Raw genomic sequence first — 17,538 nt, 5'->3', positions numbered from 1 at the left:
GCCCCCGGCCTTCGAGAAGGCCGGGGGCTTCGGGCTGTGCGCGATACTGGGATTGAACCAGTGACCTCTTCCGTGTCAGGGAAGCGCTCTCCCGCTGAGCTAATCGCGCGGGGGTCCGTCAGAACCATACAGGACGGTTCCGGACCGGGTGGTACTGCGTGCGCGATACTGGGATTGAACCAGTGACCTCTTCCGTGTCAGGGAAGCGCTCTCCCGCTGAGCTAATCGCGCGGGTACAGATCTTCGAGAAGATCCAGTGGACGATACTGGGATTGAACCAGTGACCTCTTCCGTGTCAGGGAAGCGCTCTCCCGCTGAGCTAATCGTCCTTGGAGGTGGAGACGGGATTTGAACCCGTGTAGACGGCTTTGCAGGCCGTTGCCTCGCCTCTCGGCCACTCCACCAGGAGTGAGAGCAGGGGTTCGGGAAGATCCCCCACATCGAGCGGACGACGAGATTCGAACTCGCGACCCTCACCTTGGCAAGGTGATGCTCTACCAACTGAGCCACGTCCGCTTGTCGTTTCCGTTTCGCTTGCGCGTCCCGGCGACGTGTTGAACTCTAGCGGATTCCTGGGCCAGTACAAAAACGCGTTTGTGCAGCGTGCTGCGGTGTGCCCGCCCCGTGCCCGCTGCCGGGTCCGCCCCGGACCCGGCGTCCTGCCTGGTCCGCGCCCGGTCCGGGGCGGCGGTACGGCGGCGCCCCTAGACTCACAACCGTGCATGACCTCGCTCCTCTGGCCCGCTTCGGCGGGCTCCTCGCCTCCGATCTCCGCGATGTGACCGCCGACCCGGAGGCGCTGGACTCCTCCGGCTTCTGGGCCGTCGCCGCCGACTTCGAGGGCCGTCTCGTCTGTGCCCGCTTCGCGGACGTACGGGCCGTGCCCGTCCCCGCGCCCGTCCCGGGTGCCTGGCGCGGGCCCGCCGCCGGTGACTGGACGTCCTCCCTCGACCGCGCCGCGTATACCGCGGGCGTGCGCAGGATCCGCGAGCACATCGCGGCCGGCGAGGTCTACCAGGCGAACCTCTGCCGCGTCCTGACCGCGCCGCTGCCCGACCCGGCCGCCGCCGACGTCGACGCGCTCACCGCCCTGCTCGCCCGGGGCAACCCCGCCCCCTATGCAGGAACGATTCGGCTGCCCGCGCACGGCGTGGAGATCGCCACCGCCTCGCCCGAACTCTTCCTGCGGCGTACGGGACGGGTCGTCGAGTCCGGGCCCATCAAGGGGACCGGCCGCACGGCCGAGGACCTCCTGGAGAAGGACCACGCCGAGAACGTGATGATCGTCGACCTGGTCCGCAACGACCTGGGGCGGGTCTGCGCCACCGGCTCGGTCACCGTGCCCGAGCTCTGCGCGGTCGAGCCCCACCCGGGCCTGGTCCACCTCGTCTCGACCGTACGCGGGGAGCTGCGCGAAGGAGCGGGCTGGAAGGACCTCCTCGACGCCTCCTTCCCGCCCGGCTCGGTCACCGGGGCGCCCAAGTCCAGCGCGCTGCGGATCATCGAGGCCCTGGAGACCGCCCCGCGCGGCCCCTACTGCGGCGGCATCGGCTGGGTCGACGCCGACCGGCGCCGGGCCGAGCTCGCCGTCGGTATACGCACCTTCTGGATCGACCGCCCCCGGGGCGTCCTGCGCTTCGGCACCGGCGCGGGCATCACCTGGGGCTCGGACCCCGAGCGGGAGTGGGCCGAGACCGAGCTGAAGGCCGCACGGCTCCTCGCGGTAGCGTCGGGCGCGTATACGCAGAGTGGAAGGACCGCGTAAATGCAGATCTGGGTGAACGGCGGACTGCGGGACGCCGACGCCGCACAGGTGTCCGTCCTCGACCACGGGATAACCGCGGGCGACGGCATCTTCGAGACGGTGAAGGCGGAGAAGGGGACGACGTTCGCGCTCACCCGCCACCTCGCCCGGCTGACCCGCTCGGCCCGCGGCCTCGGGCTGCCCGACCCCGATCTGGACGAGGTCCGCCGCGCCTGCGCCGCCGTGCTCGACGCCAACCCCGTCGCACTCGGCCGTATGCGGATCACCTACACCGGCGGCCTCGCCCCGCTCGGCTCCGAGCGCGGCGACACCGGCCCGACGCTGGTCGTCGCGGTCGGCGGGACCCGGCGCCGCCCCGACACCACCGCCGTGATCACCGTCCCCTGGACGCGCAACGAGCGCAGCGCCGTCGCCGGGCTCAAGACCACCTCGTACGCCGAGAACGTCGTCGCGCTGGCCCGCGCCCACGGGCAAGGGGCCACCGAGTCGCTCTTCGGCAACACCGTCGGCGCGCTCTGCGAGGGGACCGGCTCCAACGTCTTCGTCGTCGTCGACGGACAGCTGCACACCCCGCCGCTCGCCTCCGGCTGCCTCGCCGGGATCACCCGCGAGCTGGTCGTGGAGTGGACCGGCGCCCAGGAGACCGAGCTGCCCCTGGAGGTGCTGGAGACCGCCGAGGAGGTCTTCCTGACCTCCACCCTCAGGGACGTCCAGGCGGTGCACCGGGTCGACGGCCGCGAGCTGACGGGCACGCCCGGCCCGGTCACCGCCAAGGCGATGCGCGTCTTCGACGAGCGGGCCGCCTCCGACCTCGACCCGTAGCCGCCGCGCAGACCCCGAGCGAGCGGACCCGTCCCGACAAATCCGGTGACGGACGGCGGTCCGGCAGGTACAACGGCCTTGATGACCACGACCATTCGGCCGACAGGGCCGCTCCAGCAGGGCGCCGACGGCGCCGCCTCCCGTACGTACGACGTCTGTGTGAACAGCAGACGCGTCGGCACCATCACCGTCGCCACCGACGCGGCGTTCGGCCCCGCCATGGGGGTGATCAGAGGGCTGCGCATCGACGGGCCCGACCGGGGCCGCGGCCGGGGGACCGTCGCCGCGCTCGCCGCCGAGGAGGTGCTGCGCGGCTGGGGCTGCACCCAGGTGCGCGCGGCGGTGCCCGCGGACGCCCTCGCGGCCCTGCGAATGGCCGACGCGCTCGGCTATACCGAACGCAGCCGCAACATGGTCAAGCGGCTGCCCGCCGAGCCGCCCGCCCTGCCCGCCTCGGTCACCGGGCGCCCGATGACCGAGGCCGAGTACACCGTCTGGCACCACGACGAGCAGGAGAACTACGCCCGCAGCTGGATCGCCCGGGGCGTCCCGGCCGACCAGGCCCGCGCCAAGTCCGAGGCCGACCACCGCGACCAGCTGCCCCACGGCCTGGCGACGCCCGGCGTCCACCTGGAGGTGCTGGTCAGCGGCGACGCCGTGGTCGGACACGTCTGGGTCGCCCGCAAGGAGCTGGAGACGGGGCCCGCCGCGTACGTCTACGACGTGGCGGTCGCCGAGGAGCACCGGGGCCGGGGCCACGGCCGGGCCCTGATGCTGCTGGCCGAGCGGGCGGCGCTGGCCGACGGCATGTCCACGCTGGCCCTGCACGTCTTCACCGACAACACCCCGGCCGTGCGGCTGTACGAGTCGCTGGGGTACGAGCCGACGGAGTACAACCGGGCCAAGGCTCTCCTCTAGGGCTCAGACGCCCAGCAGCCGGTCCGCGATCTCCTGGATGCGGGCGCGCAGGCCCTCCTGGCTCTTGCCGCCGTCCAGGCGCTGGCCGTCGATGAGGTACGTGGGGGTGCCGGTGACGCCGATCGCCTTGCCCTCGGCCTGGTCGGCGTCGACGATCAGCAGGTGCCGGCCGTCGATGAGGGCGGTGTCGAACTCCTCGGCGTCCAGGCCGAGTTCCCGCGCGGCGTCGAGCAGCACGCGCTCGCCCCGCTCACCGAGCTCCCCGGTGCGGGCGAGCACCGCCTCCACGTACGGCCAGCCCTGGCCCTGCTCGAACGCTTCCTCGGCGGCCTGGGCGGCGGCGTAGGCGTGCTTGTGCTTCTCCAGCGGGAAGTGCCGCAGCCGGATGTCGAGCCGGTCGCCGTAGTGGGCCCGCAGGGCGCGGACGTCGTCGAGGGCGGCGTGGCAGTCGGGGCACTGGAGCTCGCACCACACGTCCAGGACGACGGGGGTGGCGGAGCCGGGGGCGGTTTCGGGGGTGGTCTCGCTCATGGGGCCAGTCTTCCAGCCCCGGCCGACGGGCCCCAACCGGGACCTGGGGAGGATCTGCCCCCGAGATCTCCCTGATGTCCTGGCGCACCGTGGCCCGGACGGCCCGCTCCGGTGCAGGATGGAAGAGCCACACACCCCATGTCTGGAGGAACCGGATGCTTGCCGAGACCGTCTGCTCCGCCGCGTCCGCGGCCGGACTGGGCATCGCTGTCGTCACGGCGTACCGCAAGCGCTTCCTGTCGGCCACGCGGATCGCCGCCTACTCGCTGGTCCCCGTGGCCCTGGTCATGACCGGTGTCGTGGAATGGGTGTCCGGCATCGTGTTCAAGCCGAGCGTCTGGGCGGGCTTCGGCCTGCTCGGCATCGCCTGGCTGCTCTTCTCCGCCACCCGGCTCGTGGAGCGGCGCTCCGAGGGTGGCACCCGCAAGGAGCGCAGGGCGGCCGAGGCGGCCGGGGGAGAGGCGATCGCCCCGGCGGCCTCCGCACCCTCTCTGGGCGCGGGTCGCCGGTCCGCCGCACAGCCGGCCCCGAAGGCGAAGGGCAAGTCCGGCGGCGCGGAGGACTTCAGCGACATCGAGGCGATCCTGAAGAAGCACGGGATCTGACCCGGAGCCGAGGGCGCGTACGTCCGGATACGGAACCCCGGTAGGGGGCCGGACCCGATACGGAACCCGGCGCGGAATCTGAAAGAGCGTCGGAATCTGACACTCCATAACTTGCCGTGACCGGCCTGACCGGGGAATTTCCGCGGTCATGAATTCCTGTGTGCGGAATTCCAGTTGGAGTGAATTCCGGCCAGCGTACGGGAGCGCTCCCACACCCGATTCCGGAACCGTTTCCCGGCCCCGGCCCTCAATTCGCCCCCGGCGTCGACGCGGCGCGGGCCCGGACGGCGGCCGGCGCGGCGCCGGTCCGGCAACATCGAGGTAACTCCCGCTGCGAGTGGGCGTGTTGGCGCCCCGTGGTGCCCCCGCTGGTCCATCATCACCCGAGATGCTGGACACTTCCCCGGGGCACGTCCCCGCGCCGCCCGAAGAACCGCACGCCACGCCCCCGGCCGACGAGCCGCGCGGCTGTCTCTTCGCCCTTTCGCAGCCACCCCTGATGATCTTCCTCGGAGTGATCGGCTGCCTGCTGCTCATGGCGGCCCTGCACGACCTGTACCTGTTGTGACCGGCGGTACGGGAGCGCCCCGCCCGGGGCGGCGGCGCCCCGGGTCAGCCCGCCGCTTCCTTGCGCCGGGCCCGGTAGGCGGCCACGTGCAGCCGGTTCCCGCAGGTGCGGCTGTCGCAGTAGCGGCGCGAGCGGTTGCGGGAGAGGTCCACGAAGGCCCGCCCGCAGTCCGGCGCCTCGCACCGGCGCAGCCGCTCATGCTCGCCCGCCACCACGATGAACGCGAGCGCCATCCCGCCGTCGGCGGCCACGTGGTCCGCGATCGAGGCGCCGGGCGCGAAGTAATGCACGTGCCAGTCGTAGCCGTCGTGGTCGGTGAGCTGGGGCGTGGTGCCCGCCTCGGCCACGATCTCGTTGACGAGACCGGCCGCGGCCCGGGCGTCCGGCGCCTCGAAAACACCCGCGAAACGGCCGCGTACGGTCCGTACGCCGGAGAGGTCGCGCGCCGTGAGGCTCTGCACGCCGCTGATGTCGTGGTCCCGTACGAAGCCGTCCAGCGCCTCGATGTCGGCGAGCCGGTCGGGCTCCTCGCTCTCCGGCGAGGTGTTCACCAGATCGACCACCATGTCGAGGGCGATCCGGGTGTCGTGAGGGATCAGCACGATTCGCTCCCTGGCCTGCTGCGGGCCGGTGCCCGCCGATGCCCGGTGACTCTAGCGGCTCGGGCGCGAGCGCACCGGCGCCCGTCCCGCGAGGGTCTTCGCGGGACGGGCGTCGGTGGAGTGGCTATGCGGTGGGCGTGCCTATGCGGGTGTCCGCGCGGCGCCGTCTCCCCGAGTCGGACGGCGCCGTGCGGTTCTCGGTCTGGCTCAGTTCTCCGCCAGGATGTGCGAGAGCTCCGTGTCCAGATCGAAGTGACGGTGCTCGGTGCCCGGTGGCACCGCGGCGTCGGTCCGCTTGAGGAACGACTCCAGAGCCCGCGCAGGGGCTTCGAGCAGGGCCTCTCCTTCCGGGGAGCTGAGGGCGATGCAGACGACGCCCTGGCCGTGACTGCGCGACGGCCAGACTCTGACGTCTCCGGTGCCGGTGGGCCGGTGCAGGCCCTCGGCGAGAAGGTCGCGGGCGAACACCCACTCGACGGTCTCCTCGGCTCCGGTGTGGAAGGTGGCGTGCACGGCGTAGGGATCGGCCGTGTCATACCGCAGGCCCGCGGGTACAGGCAGTGAGGACTCGCTCGACACAACGAGGCGCAGGTGCAGCTCGCAGCTGACCGTGGTGTTCATAAGCGCCAGGGCCTTTCGCTCAGTGTGCGCTCGGGGATTCGCACGTCGGCGAAATCGACATGCCACCTACGGTGCCGTTGTAAACCCCTCTGGCCGTTTTGCGGTCGTTCAGGTAGCTCGTACGGCGGAGTATTACTTTGGGTTATGCGGCCATTCTGGTGAGGGTCCGCGGTCGGGTAGGTTGGAGCGCATGAATACGGGGAGTGACGAGCAGGCCGGTGCGCCGGAGGCGGTCCTGGGATCGCGGGCGCCCGCCTTCATCAAGGCGTCCAGGCCGCTCCATCTGAGCTGGCAGGTCGGCGTCTTCATAGTGGGCCTCGCGGTGGTCGTGGCGGGCATCATCATGCTTCCGCTGCCCGGCCCCGGATGGCTGGTGATCTTCGGCGGTATGGCGATCTGGGCGACCGAGTTCGTCTGGGCCCAGCTGGTGCTGCGCTGGACCAGGCGGAAGGTCACCGAGGCCGCCCAGCGGGCCCTCGATCCCAGGGTGCGGCGGCGGAACATCATCCTCACGGCGATCGCCCTGGTGATCGTCGCGGCGCTCGCCACGGTCTACCTCTGGAAGTTCGGACTCGTCATGCCGTGGAAGATCAACGAGTGACGGCGGGACCGGCCACCATGGTCAAACGCCCCGCTGACATGCGGTAATGTTTGCGGTGCGCCCGGGCGATTAGCTCAGTGGGAGAGCGCTTCGTTCACACCGAAGAGGTCACTGGTTCGAACCCAGTATCGCCCACCCGGACCGAAGGCCCGGAGATCGACAACGATCTCCGGGCCTTCGGCGTTCCGGAGAGCCCGGTCATCTGCCGGTGTACTTCCCGCCCCCCGGCGCAGACTTGAACCATGAAGCCGAGAACCGCGGGCTGGAGCCACTACCGGTTCCGCAGCGTCTGGCACCTGCCCGCCCCGCCCGCCGCCGTCTACGCGGTCCTGGAGCGCGCCGAGGCGTATCCGCACTGGTGGCCGCAGATACGCGAGGTGACCGCCGTCGACGACCGCACCGGCACCGCCAGGTTCCGCTCCCTCCTGCCGTACGACCTGGTCGTCACCGCCCGCGAGCGGCGCCGCGACGAGGCGGCCGGCGTCCTGGAAGTGGCCATGAGCGGCGACCTGGACGGCTGGGCGCGCTGGACGCTGAGCGCCTGCGGCGGCGGCACGCGCGCGGTGTACGAGCAGGAGGTCGAGGTGCGCAAGCCGCTGATGCGGCGGCTCGCCGTCCCCGGGCGGCCCGTCTTCCTCGCCAACCACGCCCTGATGATGCGCGCCGGGCGGCGGGGGCTGACGGCTGTCCTGAACGGAGTTTGAACCCGGGCCGTCCGGGCCTGTATGGTTCAGTCCGTTCCCGGGCGATTAGCTCAGTGGGAGAGCGCTTCGTTCACACCGAAGAGGTCACTGGTTCGAACCCAGTATCGCCCACCGGGAGAAGGCCGGTCCGTCATCGACGGACCGGCCTTTCCGCATCTGACGGCCGGTCCGCCGGTCAGGCCGCCGCCGGCAGCTCGGGCCGCAACGGCCACGCCGGATCCACCGCCTCCGGGGTGCCGTTGCGCGTGAACCACGCCTGCAGGCCCCGCGCCTGGGCCGCGTGCCAGCCGGTCTGCAGGGTGTGGATCTCCGCCGGGGTGAGCCGCTCAAGGCGCGCCGCGTACCGGCGCCCCACCGCCCGTACGACCTCCAGCGCGGCCAGCGCGTCCGCCGCCGCGTCGTGCGCGCTGTCCAGCGTCACACCGTAGTGCGCGCACAGATCGGTGAGGGTGCGGCGGCCCTTGCGGTAGCGGTCCAGGTGCTTGTCGAGGACCCGGGGATCGAGGACCCGCAGCGGCGCCCCGTCCAGATAGCGCGCCAGCGACGAGGCGCGGTGGCGCCTCAACTCCCGGTCAAGCAGCGTGAGGTCGAACGGCGCGTTCATCACCACCACTGGCCGCCCCGCCGCGCACTCCTCCGCCAGCGCCCTGGCCACCTCCTCCATCACCGGCGCGGGCCACCGCCCGTTCAGCTGGAGGTGCTCGTCGGTGAGCCCGTGGACGGCGGTCGCGCCCTCCGGCACGGATATGCCCGGGTTCACCAGCCAGCGCGTCGCCCGGGGCCGCGAACCCGGTCCGTCCTGGACCACCAGGGCGGCCGAGACCATGCGGTCCCGCTCCACGTCCACGCCGGTCGTCTCGGTGTCGAAAGCGGCCAGGGGGCCTTCATACCAGCACGTCATGGTTCAACTCCCTTTGTGCCCTTGGCAGATGGCGTGCGTCCCCTGCCCGATTCCGTGATACCCGGGCCGTTTGCGGCGTACGCCCTCCGGCAACAACACAGGTGACGGGCCCGCAAGTTGACGGAAGGCGTACGACGGCCATGGCGATCGCGCAGCCCGAGCCGGGCGGGCTGATGCCCGAGCGGATCGCCCCGCCGCGCGGCTCACTCGCCACCACCGCCTGCATGGAGACCCTCCAGGTGGGCTACCTCCACGCCGTGGCGGCCGCCGCCGGGTGTTCGCTCTCGCAGCCCTTTCCGGACAACGGAATCGACTGGCACGTGAGCCACAGCGCCCCCGGCCACACCGTCGACGACGAAGTCACGATCAAGGTGCAGCTCAAGTGCACGTACCAGATCCCGCCGCACCCGCCGGGCGGGGCCTTCTCCTTCACCCTCGACAACGAGCACCTGGTGAAGCTGGCCCGCACACCCGTGTCGGTGCACAAGATCCTGGTCGTGATGCTCGTGCCCAGGAGCCGGGACGAGTGGCTGCGCGCGGGCCACGACCGGCTCGCGCTGCGGCACTGCTGCTACTGGACCAACCTGGCCGGCCACGCGGTGACCGGGCGGCGCAGGACCACAGTGCGGATACCGACCTCGCGGATCTTCGACGATCACGCGCTCTGCGAGATCATGACCCGGGTCGGGGTGGGAGGGAGGCCCTGATGCGTCTGTCGAGCGGGGAGTTCGGCGGGCCGGAGACGGTGGAGCCGGTTCCGGCACAGGTGGACCCGGCCGTGCTCGGGGTGCTGCTGCACCGGCACGGCTGGCAGCGGCGCGGCAGCGCGGCCGGGCGGTACGCGCGCTGGACCCCGCCCGGGGGCGGCGGCTCCGGCACGAGCCTGCTGGTGCCCGACAGCCGCGCGTACCCCGACAGCGAGGACCTGATCGGCGAGGCGCTCACCGCGCTGGCCCGCTCGGCGGCGCCGTCCGCGCGCGAGGTGCTGGTCTCGCTCGCCGTGCCCAGCGACGAGGTCCGCTGGTGGCGCGACACCCCGCCGGCCCCCTCCGGCGCCGCCCCCTGGACCGAGCAGGAGCGGCTGCGGGGCGCCGCCCACCGGATGCTCCTGGCGGGCGCGCTCGCCGTGCGCGGCCGGGCCGGGTACTACGGCGCCCGCCACCGCAGACAGGCACTGGCCGCGCTCGACGGCGTCCTGGTCGGCCCGGCACCGGGCGGGCGGCTCACCGCGTTCGTCCCCGTGGAGCCGGGCCGCGCGGTGGTGGTCCAGCTCTACGAGGCGCTGTACGCGGTCCGCGAGGCCATCGACTACCGCCGCACCACCGGCGGCATGGAGGCGTTCGACGCGGCCGTCGGGGCGGGCGCCAGCCGCGAGCTCACCGAGGCCGTCGTCGCCCTGGTGTCGGGCTCGGAGGGCGTCCGGGTCGCCCTGGAGTGGGCCCCGGCGGCGGGCGTCCCGGCCGGGTGCGCGCCGCGCCCCGAACCGGTGGAGTTCTCGCCCGGCGACCTGCCCGCGCTGCGCGAGGCCGGGGCGCGCTACCTCGGCGCCGAGCCCTCGCTGCCGGTCCGGGTCACCGGCGCGGTGGTCCGGCTGCGGCGCTCGGGCCCGCGCGGCCCGGGGACGGTACGGCTGCGGGTCCTGGCGGGCGCGGAGATCCCGTACGTACGGATGCAGCTGGACGAGGAGGCCTACCGGATCGCGGGCCACGCCCACCTCGTAGGCCTGCCGATCAGGGTGGCCGGGCGACTGGAGAGCCGGGGCGGCTTCCGTCGGCTCGCCGGGGCGACCGGGGTGGTGCCGGTCCAGGTGGACGACGCGGAGCGGGACCGCTTGATGAAGTCGATCCAGGGGACCATGGAGAGCATGGCCTTCTTCGAGGAGGCGTGCACGGGGGAGGAGTGAGGCGGGGGCGCGGGTCCCGGTGCGGGCGGCTTCGCGGGCGGCGTCGTACAAACCGTTTCGCGACCGGCCCTACCGGCTCGGTAGGATTCATCTCGCATCTGAAGATGAATCTGGTGCGCCCCCTTCAGTCAGGAGAGACCGGTGTCAGACGTCCGTGTGATCATCCAACGCGATTCCGAGCGGGAAGAGCGCGTGGTGACGACGGGCACTACGGCTGCCGAGCTCTTCGCCGGTGAGCGCACCATCGTCGCGGCCCGCGTGGCCGGCGAGCTGAAGGACCTCGCGTACGAGGTGAAGGACGGCGAGGAGGTCGAGCCCGTCGAGATCTCCTCCGAGGACGGCCTCAACATCCTGCGCCACTCCACCGCCCATGTGATGGCCCAGGCCGTCCAGGAGCTCTTCCCCGAGGCCAAGCTGGGCATCGGCCCGCCGGTCCGGGACGGCTTCTACTACGACTTCGACGTGGCACGGCCCTTCACCCCGGAGGACCTCAAGGCCATCGAGAAGAAGATGCAGGAGATCCAGAAGCGGGGGCAGAAGTTCTCCCGCCGGGTGGTCACCGACGAGGCCGCCCGCGAGGAGCTCGGAGGCGAGCCGTACAAGCTGGAGCTCATCGGCATCAAGGGTTCCGCTTCGAGCGACGACGGCGCGGACGTCGAGGTGGGCGGCGGCGAGCTGACCATCTACGACAACCTGGACGCCAAGACCGGCGACCTGTGCTGGAAGGACCTCTGCCGGGGTCCGCACCTGCCGACCACCCGCAACATCCCGGCCTTCAAGCTGATGCGCAACGCCGCCGCCTACTGGCGCGGCAGCGAGAAGAACCCGATGCTCCAGCGCATCTACGGGACCGCCTGGCCCTCCAAGGACGAGCTGAAGGCGCACCTCGAATTCCTGGCCGAGGCCGAGAAGCGCGACCACCGCAAGCTCGGCGCCGAGCTCGACCTGTTCTCCATCCCGGAGCAGATCGGCTCCGGCCTGGCCGTCTTCCACCCCAAGGGCGGCATCATCCGCCGGGTCATGGAGGACTACTCGCGCCGCAGGCACGAGGAGGAGGGCTACGAGTTCGTCTACACCCCGCACGCCACCAAGGGGAAGCTCTTCGAGACCTCGGGTCACCTGGACTGGTACGCCGACGGCATGTACCCGCCCATGCAGCTCGACGAGGGCGTGGACTACTACCTCAAGCCCATGAACTGCCCGATGCACAACCTGATCTTCGACGCGCGCGGCCGGTCCTACCGTGAGCTGCCGCTGCGCCTGTTCGAGTTCGGCACCGTGTACCGGTACGAGAAGTCGGGCGTCGTGCACGGCCTGACCCGGGCCCGTGGCTTCACCCAGGACGACGCGCACATCTACTGCACCAAGGAGCAGATGGCGGAGGAGCTGGACCGCACCCTCACCTTCGTCCTGAACCTGCTGCGCGACTACGGTCTGACCGACTTCTACCTGGAGCTGTCCACCAAGGACCCGGAGAAGTTCGTCGGCTCGGACGAGATCTGGGAGGAGGCCACCGAGACCCTGCGGCAGGTGGCCGAGAAGCAGGGCCTCCCGCTGGTCCCGGACCCGGGCGGCGCCGCCTTCTACGGCCCGAAGATCTCGGTGCAGTGCAAGGACGCCATCGGCCGTACCTGGCAGATGTCGACCGTGCAGCTCGACTTCAACCTGCCGGAGCGCTTCGACCTGGAGTACACCGGCCCGGACGGCACCAAGCAGCGCCCCGTCATGATCCACCGCGCGCTGTTCGGCTCCATCGAGCGGTTCTTCGCGGTCCTCCTGGAGCACTACGCGGGCGCCATGCCGCCGTGGCTGGCCCCGGTCCAGGCGGTCGGCATCCCGATCGGTGACGCGCACGTCGAGTACCTGCAGAAGTTCGCCGCCGATGCGCGGAAGAAGGGGCTGCGGGTCGAGGTCGACGCGTCCTCGGACCGGATGCAGAAGAAGATCAGGAACCAGCAGAAGGCCAAGGTTCCGTTCATGATCATCGCGGGTGACGAGGACATGGCCGCCGGTGCGGTGTCGTTCCGCTACCGCGACGGTTCGCAGGAGAACGGCGTCCCGGTCGACGAGGCGATCGCCAAGCTGCTCAAGGTCGTCGAGGAGCGGGCGCAGGTCTGACGCCCCTCACCCGCCCGACGCGGCCCCCGGGAAGCCCTGCTCCCCGGGGGCCGCTCCTCGTCCCCGTAGGTGAAGTCATATGCTGCACAGCATGACGAGTGAGCCGGAACAGCAGATCGGGGTGGGTGTCCAGGACGCCTTCCAGCGCCTGTGGACGCCCCACCGGATGGCCTACATCCAGGGTGAGAACAAGCCGACCGGCCCGGGTGCGGGCGACGGCTGTCCCTTCTGCTCCATCCCGGCCAAATCCGACGAGGACGGGCTGATCGTGGCCCGTGGCGAGCATGTGTACGCGGTGCTCAACCTCTACCCGTACAACGGCGGCCACCTCATGGTCGTGCCCTACCGGCACGTCGCCGAGTACACGGACCTGGACGCCGCCGAGACCGTGGAGCTCGCGGAGCTCACCAAGCAGGCGATGACGGCCCTGCGGACGGCTTCCGGGGCGCACGGCTTCAACATCGGCATGAACCAGGGCACCGTGGCCGGGGCCGGTATCGCCGCCCATCTGCATCAGCACATCGTGCCTCGCTGGGGCGGCGACACCAACTTCATGCCGGTCGTCGGCCACACCAAGATCCTGCCCCAACTCCTGGGCGACACCCGCAAGATGCTCGCGGAGGCCTGGCCCAGGGGCTGAGGTTCAGGTGTCGTCGTTCACGCGTCGTACGAGTCCGCCCTGCGTGGCGCCGGGTCCTGCACCATGCCGCTCAGGGCCATCGAGCGGCTGTTGAAGCGCTCGGTGTCCACGCCGTTCTCGTCCAGCACCTTCATCGCGGCGGCGTGCACCACGCGCAGGACGGGCGTGGCCGCGCGCATCGCGTCGTCGGCCATGAAGCGGTGGCGCCAGGGCTTGTCGGCCCAGGCGTGCCGCAGGCCGAACGGCTCGGGCAGCACCAGCTTGCCGCCGAGGTGGTCGAGGAGCGGCGGGTACCAGGTGAGCGGGGCGCGGGCGGCGAGGCGGACCACCTCGCGCGGCTCGACCAACGGGAGCTGTATCTCCTTCTTCTCCCAGAACTTGAAGGTCTTGTCGACCGACTTGGTCTTGGGGCTCGGCTTGGTGGTGAACAGGGCGTGCACCGGGCCGAGGGCGTGTCCGGTGACCTCGATGCGCAGGGTCTCGTGGAGCACGGTCACGGTGATCATCATGGTGATCACCAGCTGGCCGTCCCAGAGGGTGAACTGCACGCCCAGGTAGTGGCGGTTGCCGCTGGAGAACTGCTGCTCGTTGCAGATGCGCTGGACCTCGTGCTGGCGCACCAGGAAGTTGTCGACGTCCTGGCCGGTGGGCCGGGCGACTTCCTTGGCGTTCTCGCCGACGGGGGAGACGACCCAGTTGGTGACCGAGGGCTTGGGGAAGCCGCCGGTGTGCAGGGGGCCGCGTTCGAGCAGGTGCAGGCGGTCCTGGATGGACCTTATGACGTCCCAGCTGCGGAAGCCGTGGATCTCCTTGCCGGGGTCCTTGGAGACGAGCTCCTCGGCGAGCTGCCAGCTGCCCCAGCGGGTGCCCATGCCGAGTATGCCCTTGGGGCCGGCGTAGAAGACGGCGTTGCTGTGCTGCTCGGCGGTGAGTTTGGCGAGGTTCTGGCGCAGTTGCTCGGCGGCGGTCTCGTGCGGGTTCTTCGGTACGGCCTCGGGGATCTTGGCGCCGACTCCGCCGCCGGAGAGCAGGCCGCTCCAGCGGGCGCGCAGGTCCTTGGCGGTGGATTCGCAGATCTGCTTGGCCCAGAACCAGCCGAGGACGGGCATCACCAGCATGGCCCGCAGATAGATCGCGAGGAAGCCGCCGAAGGGCAGCTTGACCAGCGCGATCACGGCGAGCACGGCGAAGGCGACGAGCAGCAGGTTGCCCAGGGCCCCGACGCGGCGGTCCTTGGCGCCGGCGAGGGTGCGGCGCAGCTGGAAGAGGGCGAGCCACAGCAGCAGTCCGGGCAGGAAGAGCACCCCGAAGACGGTGGTGACCAGGGTGAGTTTGGTGTCGCGCTCCTTGCGGATGCGGATCGCGGCGAGGCAGTGCTCGACGACGGTCTGCGGTTCGGTGCCGAAGGACTGGATGATCGCCTTGCGGGTGGCGCCGAGCATGCGGGACTGCACGGCGCGGGAGAAGGCCTCACCGAGGTTCGGTTCGAAGAGGGAGAGCCGGGGTTTGGTGACGGCCGACTCGTGCCACTCGTTGTTGGCCTTGAGGATGTCGGCGACCGGGCTGTCCCGGTAGGCGGCCGAGGCCAGTGCCTGGGTCGCGGCCGTCTGGCCCGCCGAGCCCTGGAGCGGGACCTGGGCCCCGGGTGAGAAGTCGAATGGTTGGTCCGCCACTGCCGCCCCCATCGCCGCGCACTGTATCGCTCTGCGGCCTGTTCCCGACTGCCGTTCCCCGCACACCTGCTGAGCAGGGACACAGCGTATCGGGGTCGGCGCTCTCGCGACACGGGACATCGGAATGCCGCCCGCCGCAAGGGGGTTGGGCGGGCAGCGTTTCCGACGATCCGTCAATTACCGTACCTAAGCGGTCTTTTCCAGTGATTCACGGAACTTCTCCGTCAGTTGCGGCGGCATCGGCTCGTGCCGGGCGTAGCTGCGGTCGAAGCGGCCGGTGCCGTGCGAGACGGAGCGCAGGTCCACCGCGTACCGCCCGATCTCGATCTCGGGCACCTCGGCCCGTACGAGGGTGCGCCCCGGGCCCGCCTGCTCGGTCCCGACGACGCGGCCCCGGCGGCCGGACAGATCGCTCATGACCGGGCCCACGTAGTTGTCGGGGACCAGCACCTGGAGCTCGGCGACGGGTTCCAGGAGGTGGATGCGGGCGTCGGCGGCGGCCTCCCGCAGGGCGAGGGCCCCGGCCGTCTGGAAGGCGGCGTCCGAGGAGTCCACCGAGTGCGCCTTGCCGTCCAGGAGTGTGATCCGTACGTCGACGAGCGGGTAGCCCGCGGCGACGCCCTTGGCGGCCTGGGCGCGTACGCCCTTCTCGACGGAGGGGATGAACTGGCGCGGCACGGCGCCGCCCACCACCTTGTCGACGAACTCGATGCCGGATCCGGGGGGCAGCGGCGCCACCTCGATCTCGCAGATCGCGTACTGGCCGTGGCCGCCGGACTGCTTGACGTGGCGGCCGCGCCCGGTGGCGGTGTCGCCGAAGGTCTCGCGGAGCGACACCTTGTGCGGGACGACGTCGACCTGGACGCCGTAGCGGCTGCGCAGCCGCTCCAGGGCCACGTCCTTGTGGGCCTCGCCCAGGCACCACAGGACCAGCTGGTGGGTGTGCGGGTTCTGCTCCAGGCGCATGGTCGGGTCCTCGGCGACGAGCCGGGAGAGCCCCTGCGAGAGCTTGTCCTCGTCGGCCTTGCTGTGGGCCTGGATGGCCAGCGGGAGCAGCGGGTCGGGCATCTCCCAGGGCGCCATGAGCAGCGGGTCGTCCTTGCCGGAGAGGGTGTCGCCGGTCTCGGCGCGGGTCAGCTTGGCGACACAGGCGATGTCGCCCGCGATGCAGGAACTGAGGGTGCGCTGCTGTTTGCCGAAGGGCGAGGAGAGCGCGCCGATCCGCTCGTCCGCTTCGTGGAGGGCATGGCCCTCGTGGCCCCGGTCGGTCATGCCGTGCCCCAGGACGTGGACGGTCTCGTCGGGGTGCAGGGTGCCGGAGAAGACGCGGACCAGGCTGACCCGGCCCACGTACGGGTCGGACGAGGTCTTGATCACTTCGGCGACCAGCGGGCCCTCGGGGGCGCAGACCGGGGTGGGGCGCGCGGCGCCCTGCGGGGTCGTCACCTCGGGCGCGGTGCGCTCCAGGGGGGTCGGGAAGCCGCCCGTGACCAGCTCAAGGAGCTCGACCGTGCCGATGCCCTGGCGGGCGCCCTCGGCGGCCGGGGCGGCCGCCAGGACCGGGTGGAAGGTGCCGCGCGCCACCGCCCGTTCCAGGTCGTCGACGAGCGTCTTGACGTCGATCTCCTCGCCGCCGAGATAGCGGTCCATGAGGGTCTCGTCCTCGCTCTCGGCGATGATCCCCTCGATCAGCCGGTTACGGGCCTCCTCGACGAGCGGGAGCTGCTCGGGGCCGGGCTCGGCCTCCTTGCGCTCGCCGGACGCGTAGTCGAAGACGCGCTGCGAAAGGAGCCCGATCAGGCCGGTGACGGGCGCGTGCCCGTCCGGCCCCTCGGGTCCGTGCAGCGGCAGATAGAGCGGCAGTACGGCGTCGGGGTCGTCGCCCCCGAACGCCTCGGCGCACACCCGGGTCATCTCGGTGAAGTCGGCGCGGGCCGCCTCCAGGTGGGTGATCACGATGGCCCGCGGCATGCCCACGGCCGCGCACTCGTCCCACACCATCCGGGTCGCGCCGTCCACGCCGTCCGAGGCGGAGACGACGAAAAGGGCCGCGTCCGCCGCTCGCAGACCGGCCCTGAGTTCCCCGACGAAGTCGGCGTATCCGGGGGTGTCCAAAATATTGATCTTGCAGCCGGCCCACTCGACGGGGACCAGCGACAGCTGGACCGAGCGCTGCTGCCGGTGTTCGATCTCGTCGTAGTCGGAGACGGTCCCGCCGTCCTCGACCCGGCCCGCGCGGTTGACGGCCCCCGCCGTCAGCGCGAGCGCTTCCACCAATGTCGTCTTCCCGGATCCGCTGTGGCCGACCAGCACCACGTTCCGTACGGATGAGGGGTGGTCGGCCGTAGCTGCCCTGCCGGCGGCTCCGGGATGTGCACTCGCCTTGTCGCCCATGCCGTTCCTCCCGTATAGCTTCCGTTTCTTGCACGGTGAGGTGGTGAAAGGGCGCGGCCGCGCGGAATCCTCCCCCGGCCCCCGGCCAGGGAGAACCCCGGCGGAGGCGGCTTCGCGTGCCCGCGGTCTTTCCAGCGTTCCACTCCGGTCACTGTGCGTCCATACGTCGTAC

The 17,538-nt window shown here is 71.3% G+C and carries 17 protein-coding genes and 7 tRNA genes; 13 read left to right on the top strand and 11 right to left on the bottom strand.

Annotated elements, in window-relative coordinates; all coding sequences use genetic code 11:
- Positions 1-37: 37 nt before the first annotated feature.
- The 5 genes from OG965_RS10160 to OG965_RS10140 form a co-directional block, all read right to left on the bottom strand.
- Positions 38-109 (bottom strand) — tRNA-Val (locus OG965_RS10160).
- A gap of 50 nt (positions 110-159) precedes the next feature.
- A tRNA-Val gene (locus tag OG965_RS10155) sits at positions 160-231 on the bottom strand.
- A 26-nt stretch (positions 232-257) separates the two neighbouring features.
- Positions 258-329 (bottom strand) — tRNA-Val (locus tag OG965_RS10150).
- Position 330: 1 nt separating this feature from the next.
- A tRNA-Cys gene (locus tag OG965_RS10145) sits at positions 331-404 on the bottom strand.
- A 39-nt stretch (positions 405-443) separates the two neighbouring features.
- Positions 444-516: transfer RNA gene (locus OG965_RS10140), tRNA-Gly, on the bottom strand.
- A gap of 202 nt (positions 517-718) precedes the next feature.
- On the opposite strand from OG965_RS10140, the gene OG965_RS10135 reads away from it, so the two are divergent.
- The 3 genes from OG965_RS10135 (at position 719) to OG965_RS10125 (ending at position 3,505) form a co-directional block, all read left to right on the top strand.
- A complete protein-coding gene (locus OG965_RS10135; RefSeq protein WP_371651323.1) occupies positions 719-1,765 on the top strand; it encodes a chorismate-binding protein in 1,047 nt (348 codons plus the stop codon).
- Entirely contained in the window at positions 1,766-2,587 is an 822-nt protein-coding gene (locus OG965_RS10130; protein WP_371651321.1) for an aminotransferase class IV, read from the top strand. It begins immediately after the preceding gene.
- An 81-nt stretch (positions 2,588-2,668) separates the two neighbouring features.
- Positions 2,669-3,505, top strand: a complete 837-nt coding sequence (locus OG965_RS10125; RefSeq protein WP_371651319.1) for a GNAT family N-acetyltransferase — start codon at positions 2,669-2,671, stop codon at positions 3,503-3,505.
- A gap of 3 nt (positions 3,506-3,508) precedes the next feature.
- On the opposite strand, the gene OG965_RS10120 is transcribed toward OG965_RS10125, so the two are convergent.
- The gene (locus OG965_RS10120) at positions 3,509-4,036 is read right to left on the bottom strand and encodes a DsbA family protein (protein ID WP_371651317.1); all 528 of its coding nucleotides are present in this window, start codon (positions 4,034-4,036) and stop codon (positions 3,509-3,511) included.
- 155 nt (positions 4,037-4,191) lie between these two features.
- On the opposite strand from OG965_RS10120, the gene OG965_RS10115 reads away from it, so the two are divergent.
- Positions 4,192-4,641, top strand: coding sequence for a hypothetical protein (locus OG965_RS10115; protein ID WP_371651315.1), 450 nt, complete (start codon positions 4,192-4,194; stop codon positions 4,639-4,641).
- Between the two features lie 388 nt (positions 4,642-5,029).
- Positions 5,030-5,209: a hypothetical protein gene (locus tag OG965_RS10110; protein ID WP_371651313.1), complete on the top strand. Its 180-nt coding sequence runs from the start codon at positions 5,030-5,032 to the stop codon at positions 5,207-5,209.
- 44 nt (positions 5,210-5,253) lie between these two features.
- Here OG965_RS10110 and OG965_RS10105 read toward each other — a convergent pair whose 3' ends face one another.
- Positions 5,254-5,811 (bottom strand): CGNR zinc finger domain-containing protein, encoded by a 558-nt coding sequence (locus OG965_RS10105; RefSeq protein ID WP_371651311.1) that lies wholly within the window; start codon positions 5,809-5,811, stop codon positions 5,254-5,256.
- A gap of 207 nt (positions 5,812-6,018) precedes the next feature.
- On the bottom strand, positions 6,019-6,432 hold the full coding sequence (locus OG965_RS10100; RefSeq protein ID WP_003987206.1) for an SsgA family sporulation/cell division regulator: 414 nt from the start codon (positions 6,430-6,432) through the stop codon (positions 6,019-6,021).
- Between the two features lie 190 nt (positions 6,433-6,622).
- Here OG965_RS10100 and OG965_RS10095 point away from each other — a divergent pair, with 190 nt between their 5' ends.
- The 4 genes from OG965_RS10095 to OG965_RS10080 all read left to right on the top strand — a co-directional run bounded on the left by OG965_RS10095 (position 6,623) and on the right by OG965_RS10080 (position 7,848).
- Positions 6,623-7,033: a TIGR02611 family protein gene (locus tag OG965_RS10095; RefSeq protein WP_371651309.1), complete on the top strand. Its 411-nt coding sequence runs from the start codon at positions 6,623-6,625 to the stop codon at positions 7,031-7,033.
- A 63-nt stretch (positions 7,034-7,096) separates the two neighbouring features.
- A tRNA-Val gene (locus OG965_RS10090) sits at positions 7,097-7,168 on the top strand.
- Between the two features lie 107 nt (positions 7,169-7,275).
- Entirely contained in the window at positions 7,276-7,737 is a 462-nt protein-coding gene (locus OG965_RS10085; RefSeq protein ID WP_371651306.1) for an SRPBCC family protein, read from the top strand.
- Positions 7,738-7,776: 39 nt separating this feature from the next.
- A tRNA-Val gene (locus OG965_RS10080) sits at positions 7,777-7,848 on the top strand.
- 64 nt (positions 7,849-7,912) lie between these two features.
- Here OG965_RS10080 and OG965_RS10075 read toward each other — a convergent pair.
- Complete coding sequence (locus OG965_RS10075) at positions 7,913-8,638, bottom strand: 3'-5' exonuclease (RefSeq protein ID WP_371651305.1); 726 nt, start codon at positions 8,636-8,638, stop codon at positions 7,913-7,915.
- 140 nt (positions 8,639-8,778) lie between these two features.
- On the opposite strand from OG965_RS10075, the gene OG965_RS10070 reads away from it, so the two are divergent.
- From OG965_RS10070 to OG965_RS10055, 4 genes are all read left to right on the top strand, one after another.
- Complete coding sequence (locus tag OG965_RS10070; RefSeq protein ID WP_371651303.1) at positions 8,779-9,345, top strand: DUF4365 domain-containing protein; 567 nt, start codon at positions 8,779-8,781, stop codon at positions 9,343-9,345.
- A complete protein-coding gene (locus OG965_RS10065; RefSeq protein ID WP_371651301.1) occupies positions 9,345-10,541 on the top strand; it encodes a hypothetical protein in 1,197 nt (398 codons plus the stop codon). Before OG965_RS10070 ends, OG965_RS10065 begins: the two co-directional genes overlap by 1 nt.
- Before the next feature lie 141 nt (positions 10,542-10,682).
- A complete protein-coding gene (gene thrS / locus OG965_RS10060; RefSeq protein WP_371651300.1) occupies positions 10,683-12,659 on the top strand; it encodes a threonine--tRNA ligase in 1,977 nt (658 codons plus the stop codon).
- A 79-nt stretch (positions 12,660-12,738) separates the two neighbouring features.
- A complete protein-coding gene (locus OG965_RS10055; RefSeq protein ID WP_371651298.1) occupies positions 12,739-13,299 on the top strand; it encodes an HIT domain-containing protein in 561 nt (186 codons plus the stop codon).
- 17 nt (positions 13,300-13,316) lie between these two features.
- Here OG965_RS10055 and OG965_RS10050 read toward each other — a convergent pair whose 3' ends face one another.
- Complete coding sequence (locus OG965_RS10050) at positions 13,317-14,972, bottom strand: hypothetical protein (RefSeq protein WP_371656903.1); 1,656 nt, start codon at positions 14,970-14,972, stop codon at positions 13,317-13,319.
- 186 nt (positions 14,973-15,158) lie between these two features.
- A complete protein-coding gene (locus OG965_RS10045; RefSeq protein ID WP_371651296.1) occupies positions 15,159-17,366 on the bottom strand; it encodes an elongation factor G-like protein EF-G2 in 2,208 nt (735 codons plus the stop codon).
- Positions 17,367-17,538: the final 172 nt, after the last annotated feature.

Origin of the sequence: Streptomyces sp. NBC_00224 (assembly GCF_041435195.1) — a bacterium.
Lineage (GTDB): Bacteria > Actinomycetota > Actinomycetes > Streptomycetales > Streptomycetaceae > Streptomyces.
This window is presented reverse-complemented; position numbering and strand designations above follow the sequence as displayed.

What these genes read in the sequence shown, in the direction of transcription:
- OG965_RS10130 (WP_371651321.1), top strand. Translation starts at nt 1,766, where the DNA reads ATGCAGATCTGGGTGAACGGCGGACTGCGGGACGCCGACGCCGCACAG.
- OG965_RS10125 (WP_371651319.1), top strand. Translation starts at nt 2,669, where the DNA reads ATGACCACGACCATTCGGCCGACAGGGCCGCTCCAGCAGGGCGCCGAC.
- OG965_RS10120 (WP_371651317.1), bottom strand. Translation starts at nt 4,036, where the DNA reads ATGAGCGAGACCACCCCCGAAACCGCCCCCGGCTCCGCCACCCCCGTC.
- OG965_RS10115 (WP_371651315.1), top strand. Translation starts at nt 4,192, where the DNA reads ATGCTTGCCGAGACCGTCTGCTCCGCCGCGTCCGCGGCCGGACTGGGC.
- OG965_RS10110 (WP_371651313.1), top strand. Translation starts at nt 5,030, where the DNA reads ATGCTGGACACTTCCCCGGGGCACGTCCCCGCGCCGCCCGAAGAACCG.
- OG965_RS10100 (WP_003987206.1), bottom strand. Translation starts at nt 6,432, where the DNA reads ATGAACACCACGGTCAGCTGCGAGCTGCACCTGCGCCTCGTTGTGTCG.
- OG965_RS10095 (WP_371651309.1), top strand. Translation starts at nt 6,623, where the DNA reads ATGAATACGGGGAGTGACGAGCAGGCCGGTGCGCCGGAGGCGGTCCTG.
- OG965_RS10085 (WP_371651306.1), top strand. Translation starts at nt 7,276, where the DNA reads ATGAAGCCGAGAACCGCGGGCTGGAGCCACTACCGGTTCCGCAGCGTC.
- OG965_RS10075 (WP_371651305.1), bottom strand. Translation starts at nt 8,638, where the DNA reads ATGACGTGCTGGTATGAAGGCCCCCTGGCCGCTTTCGACACCGAGACG.
- OG965_RS10070 (WP_371651303.1), top strand. Translation starts at nt 8,779, where the DNA reads ATGGCGATCGCGCAGCCCGAGCCGGGCGGGCTGATGCCCGAGCGGATC.
- OG965_RS10065 (WP_371651301.1), top strand. Translation starts at nt 9,345, where the DNA reads ATGCGTCTGTCGAGCGGGGAGTTCGGCGGGCCGGAGACGGTGGAGCCG.
- OG965_RS10055 (WP_371651298.1), top strand. Translation starts at nt 12,739, where the DNA reads ATGCTGCACAGCATGACGAGTGAGCCGGAACAGCAGATCGGGGTGGGT.
- OG965_RS10045 (WP_371651296.1), bottom strand. Translation starts at nt 17,366, where the DNA reads ATGGGCGACAAGGCGAGTGCACATCCCGGAGCCGCCGGCAGGGCAGCT.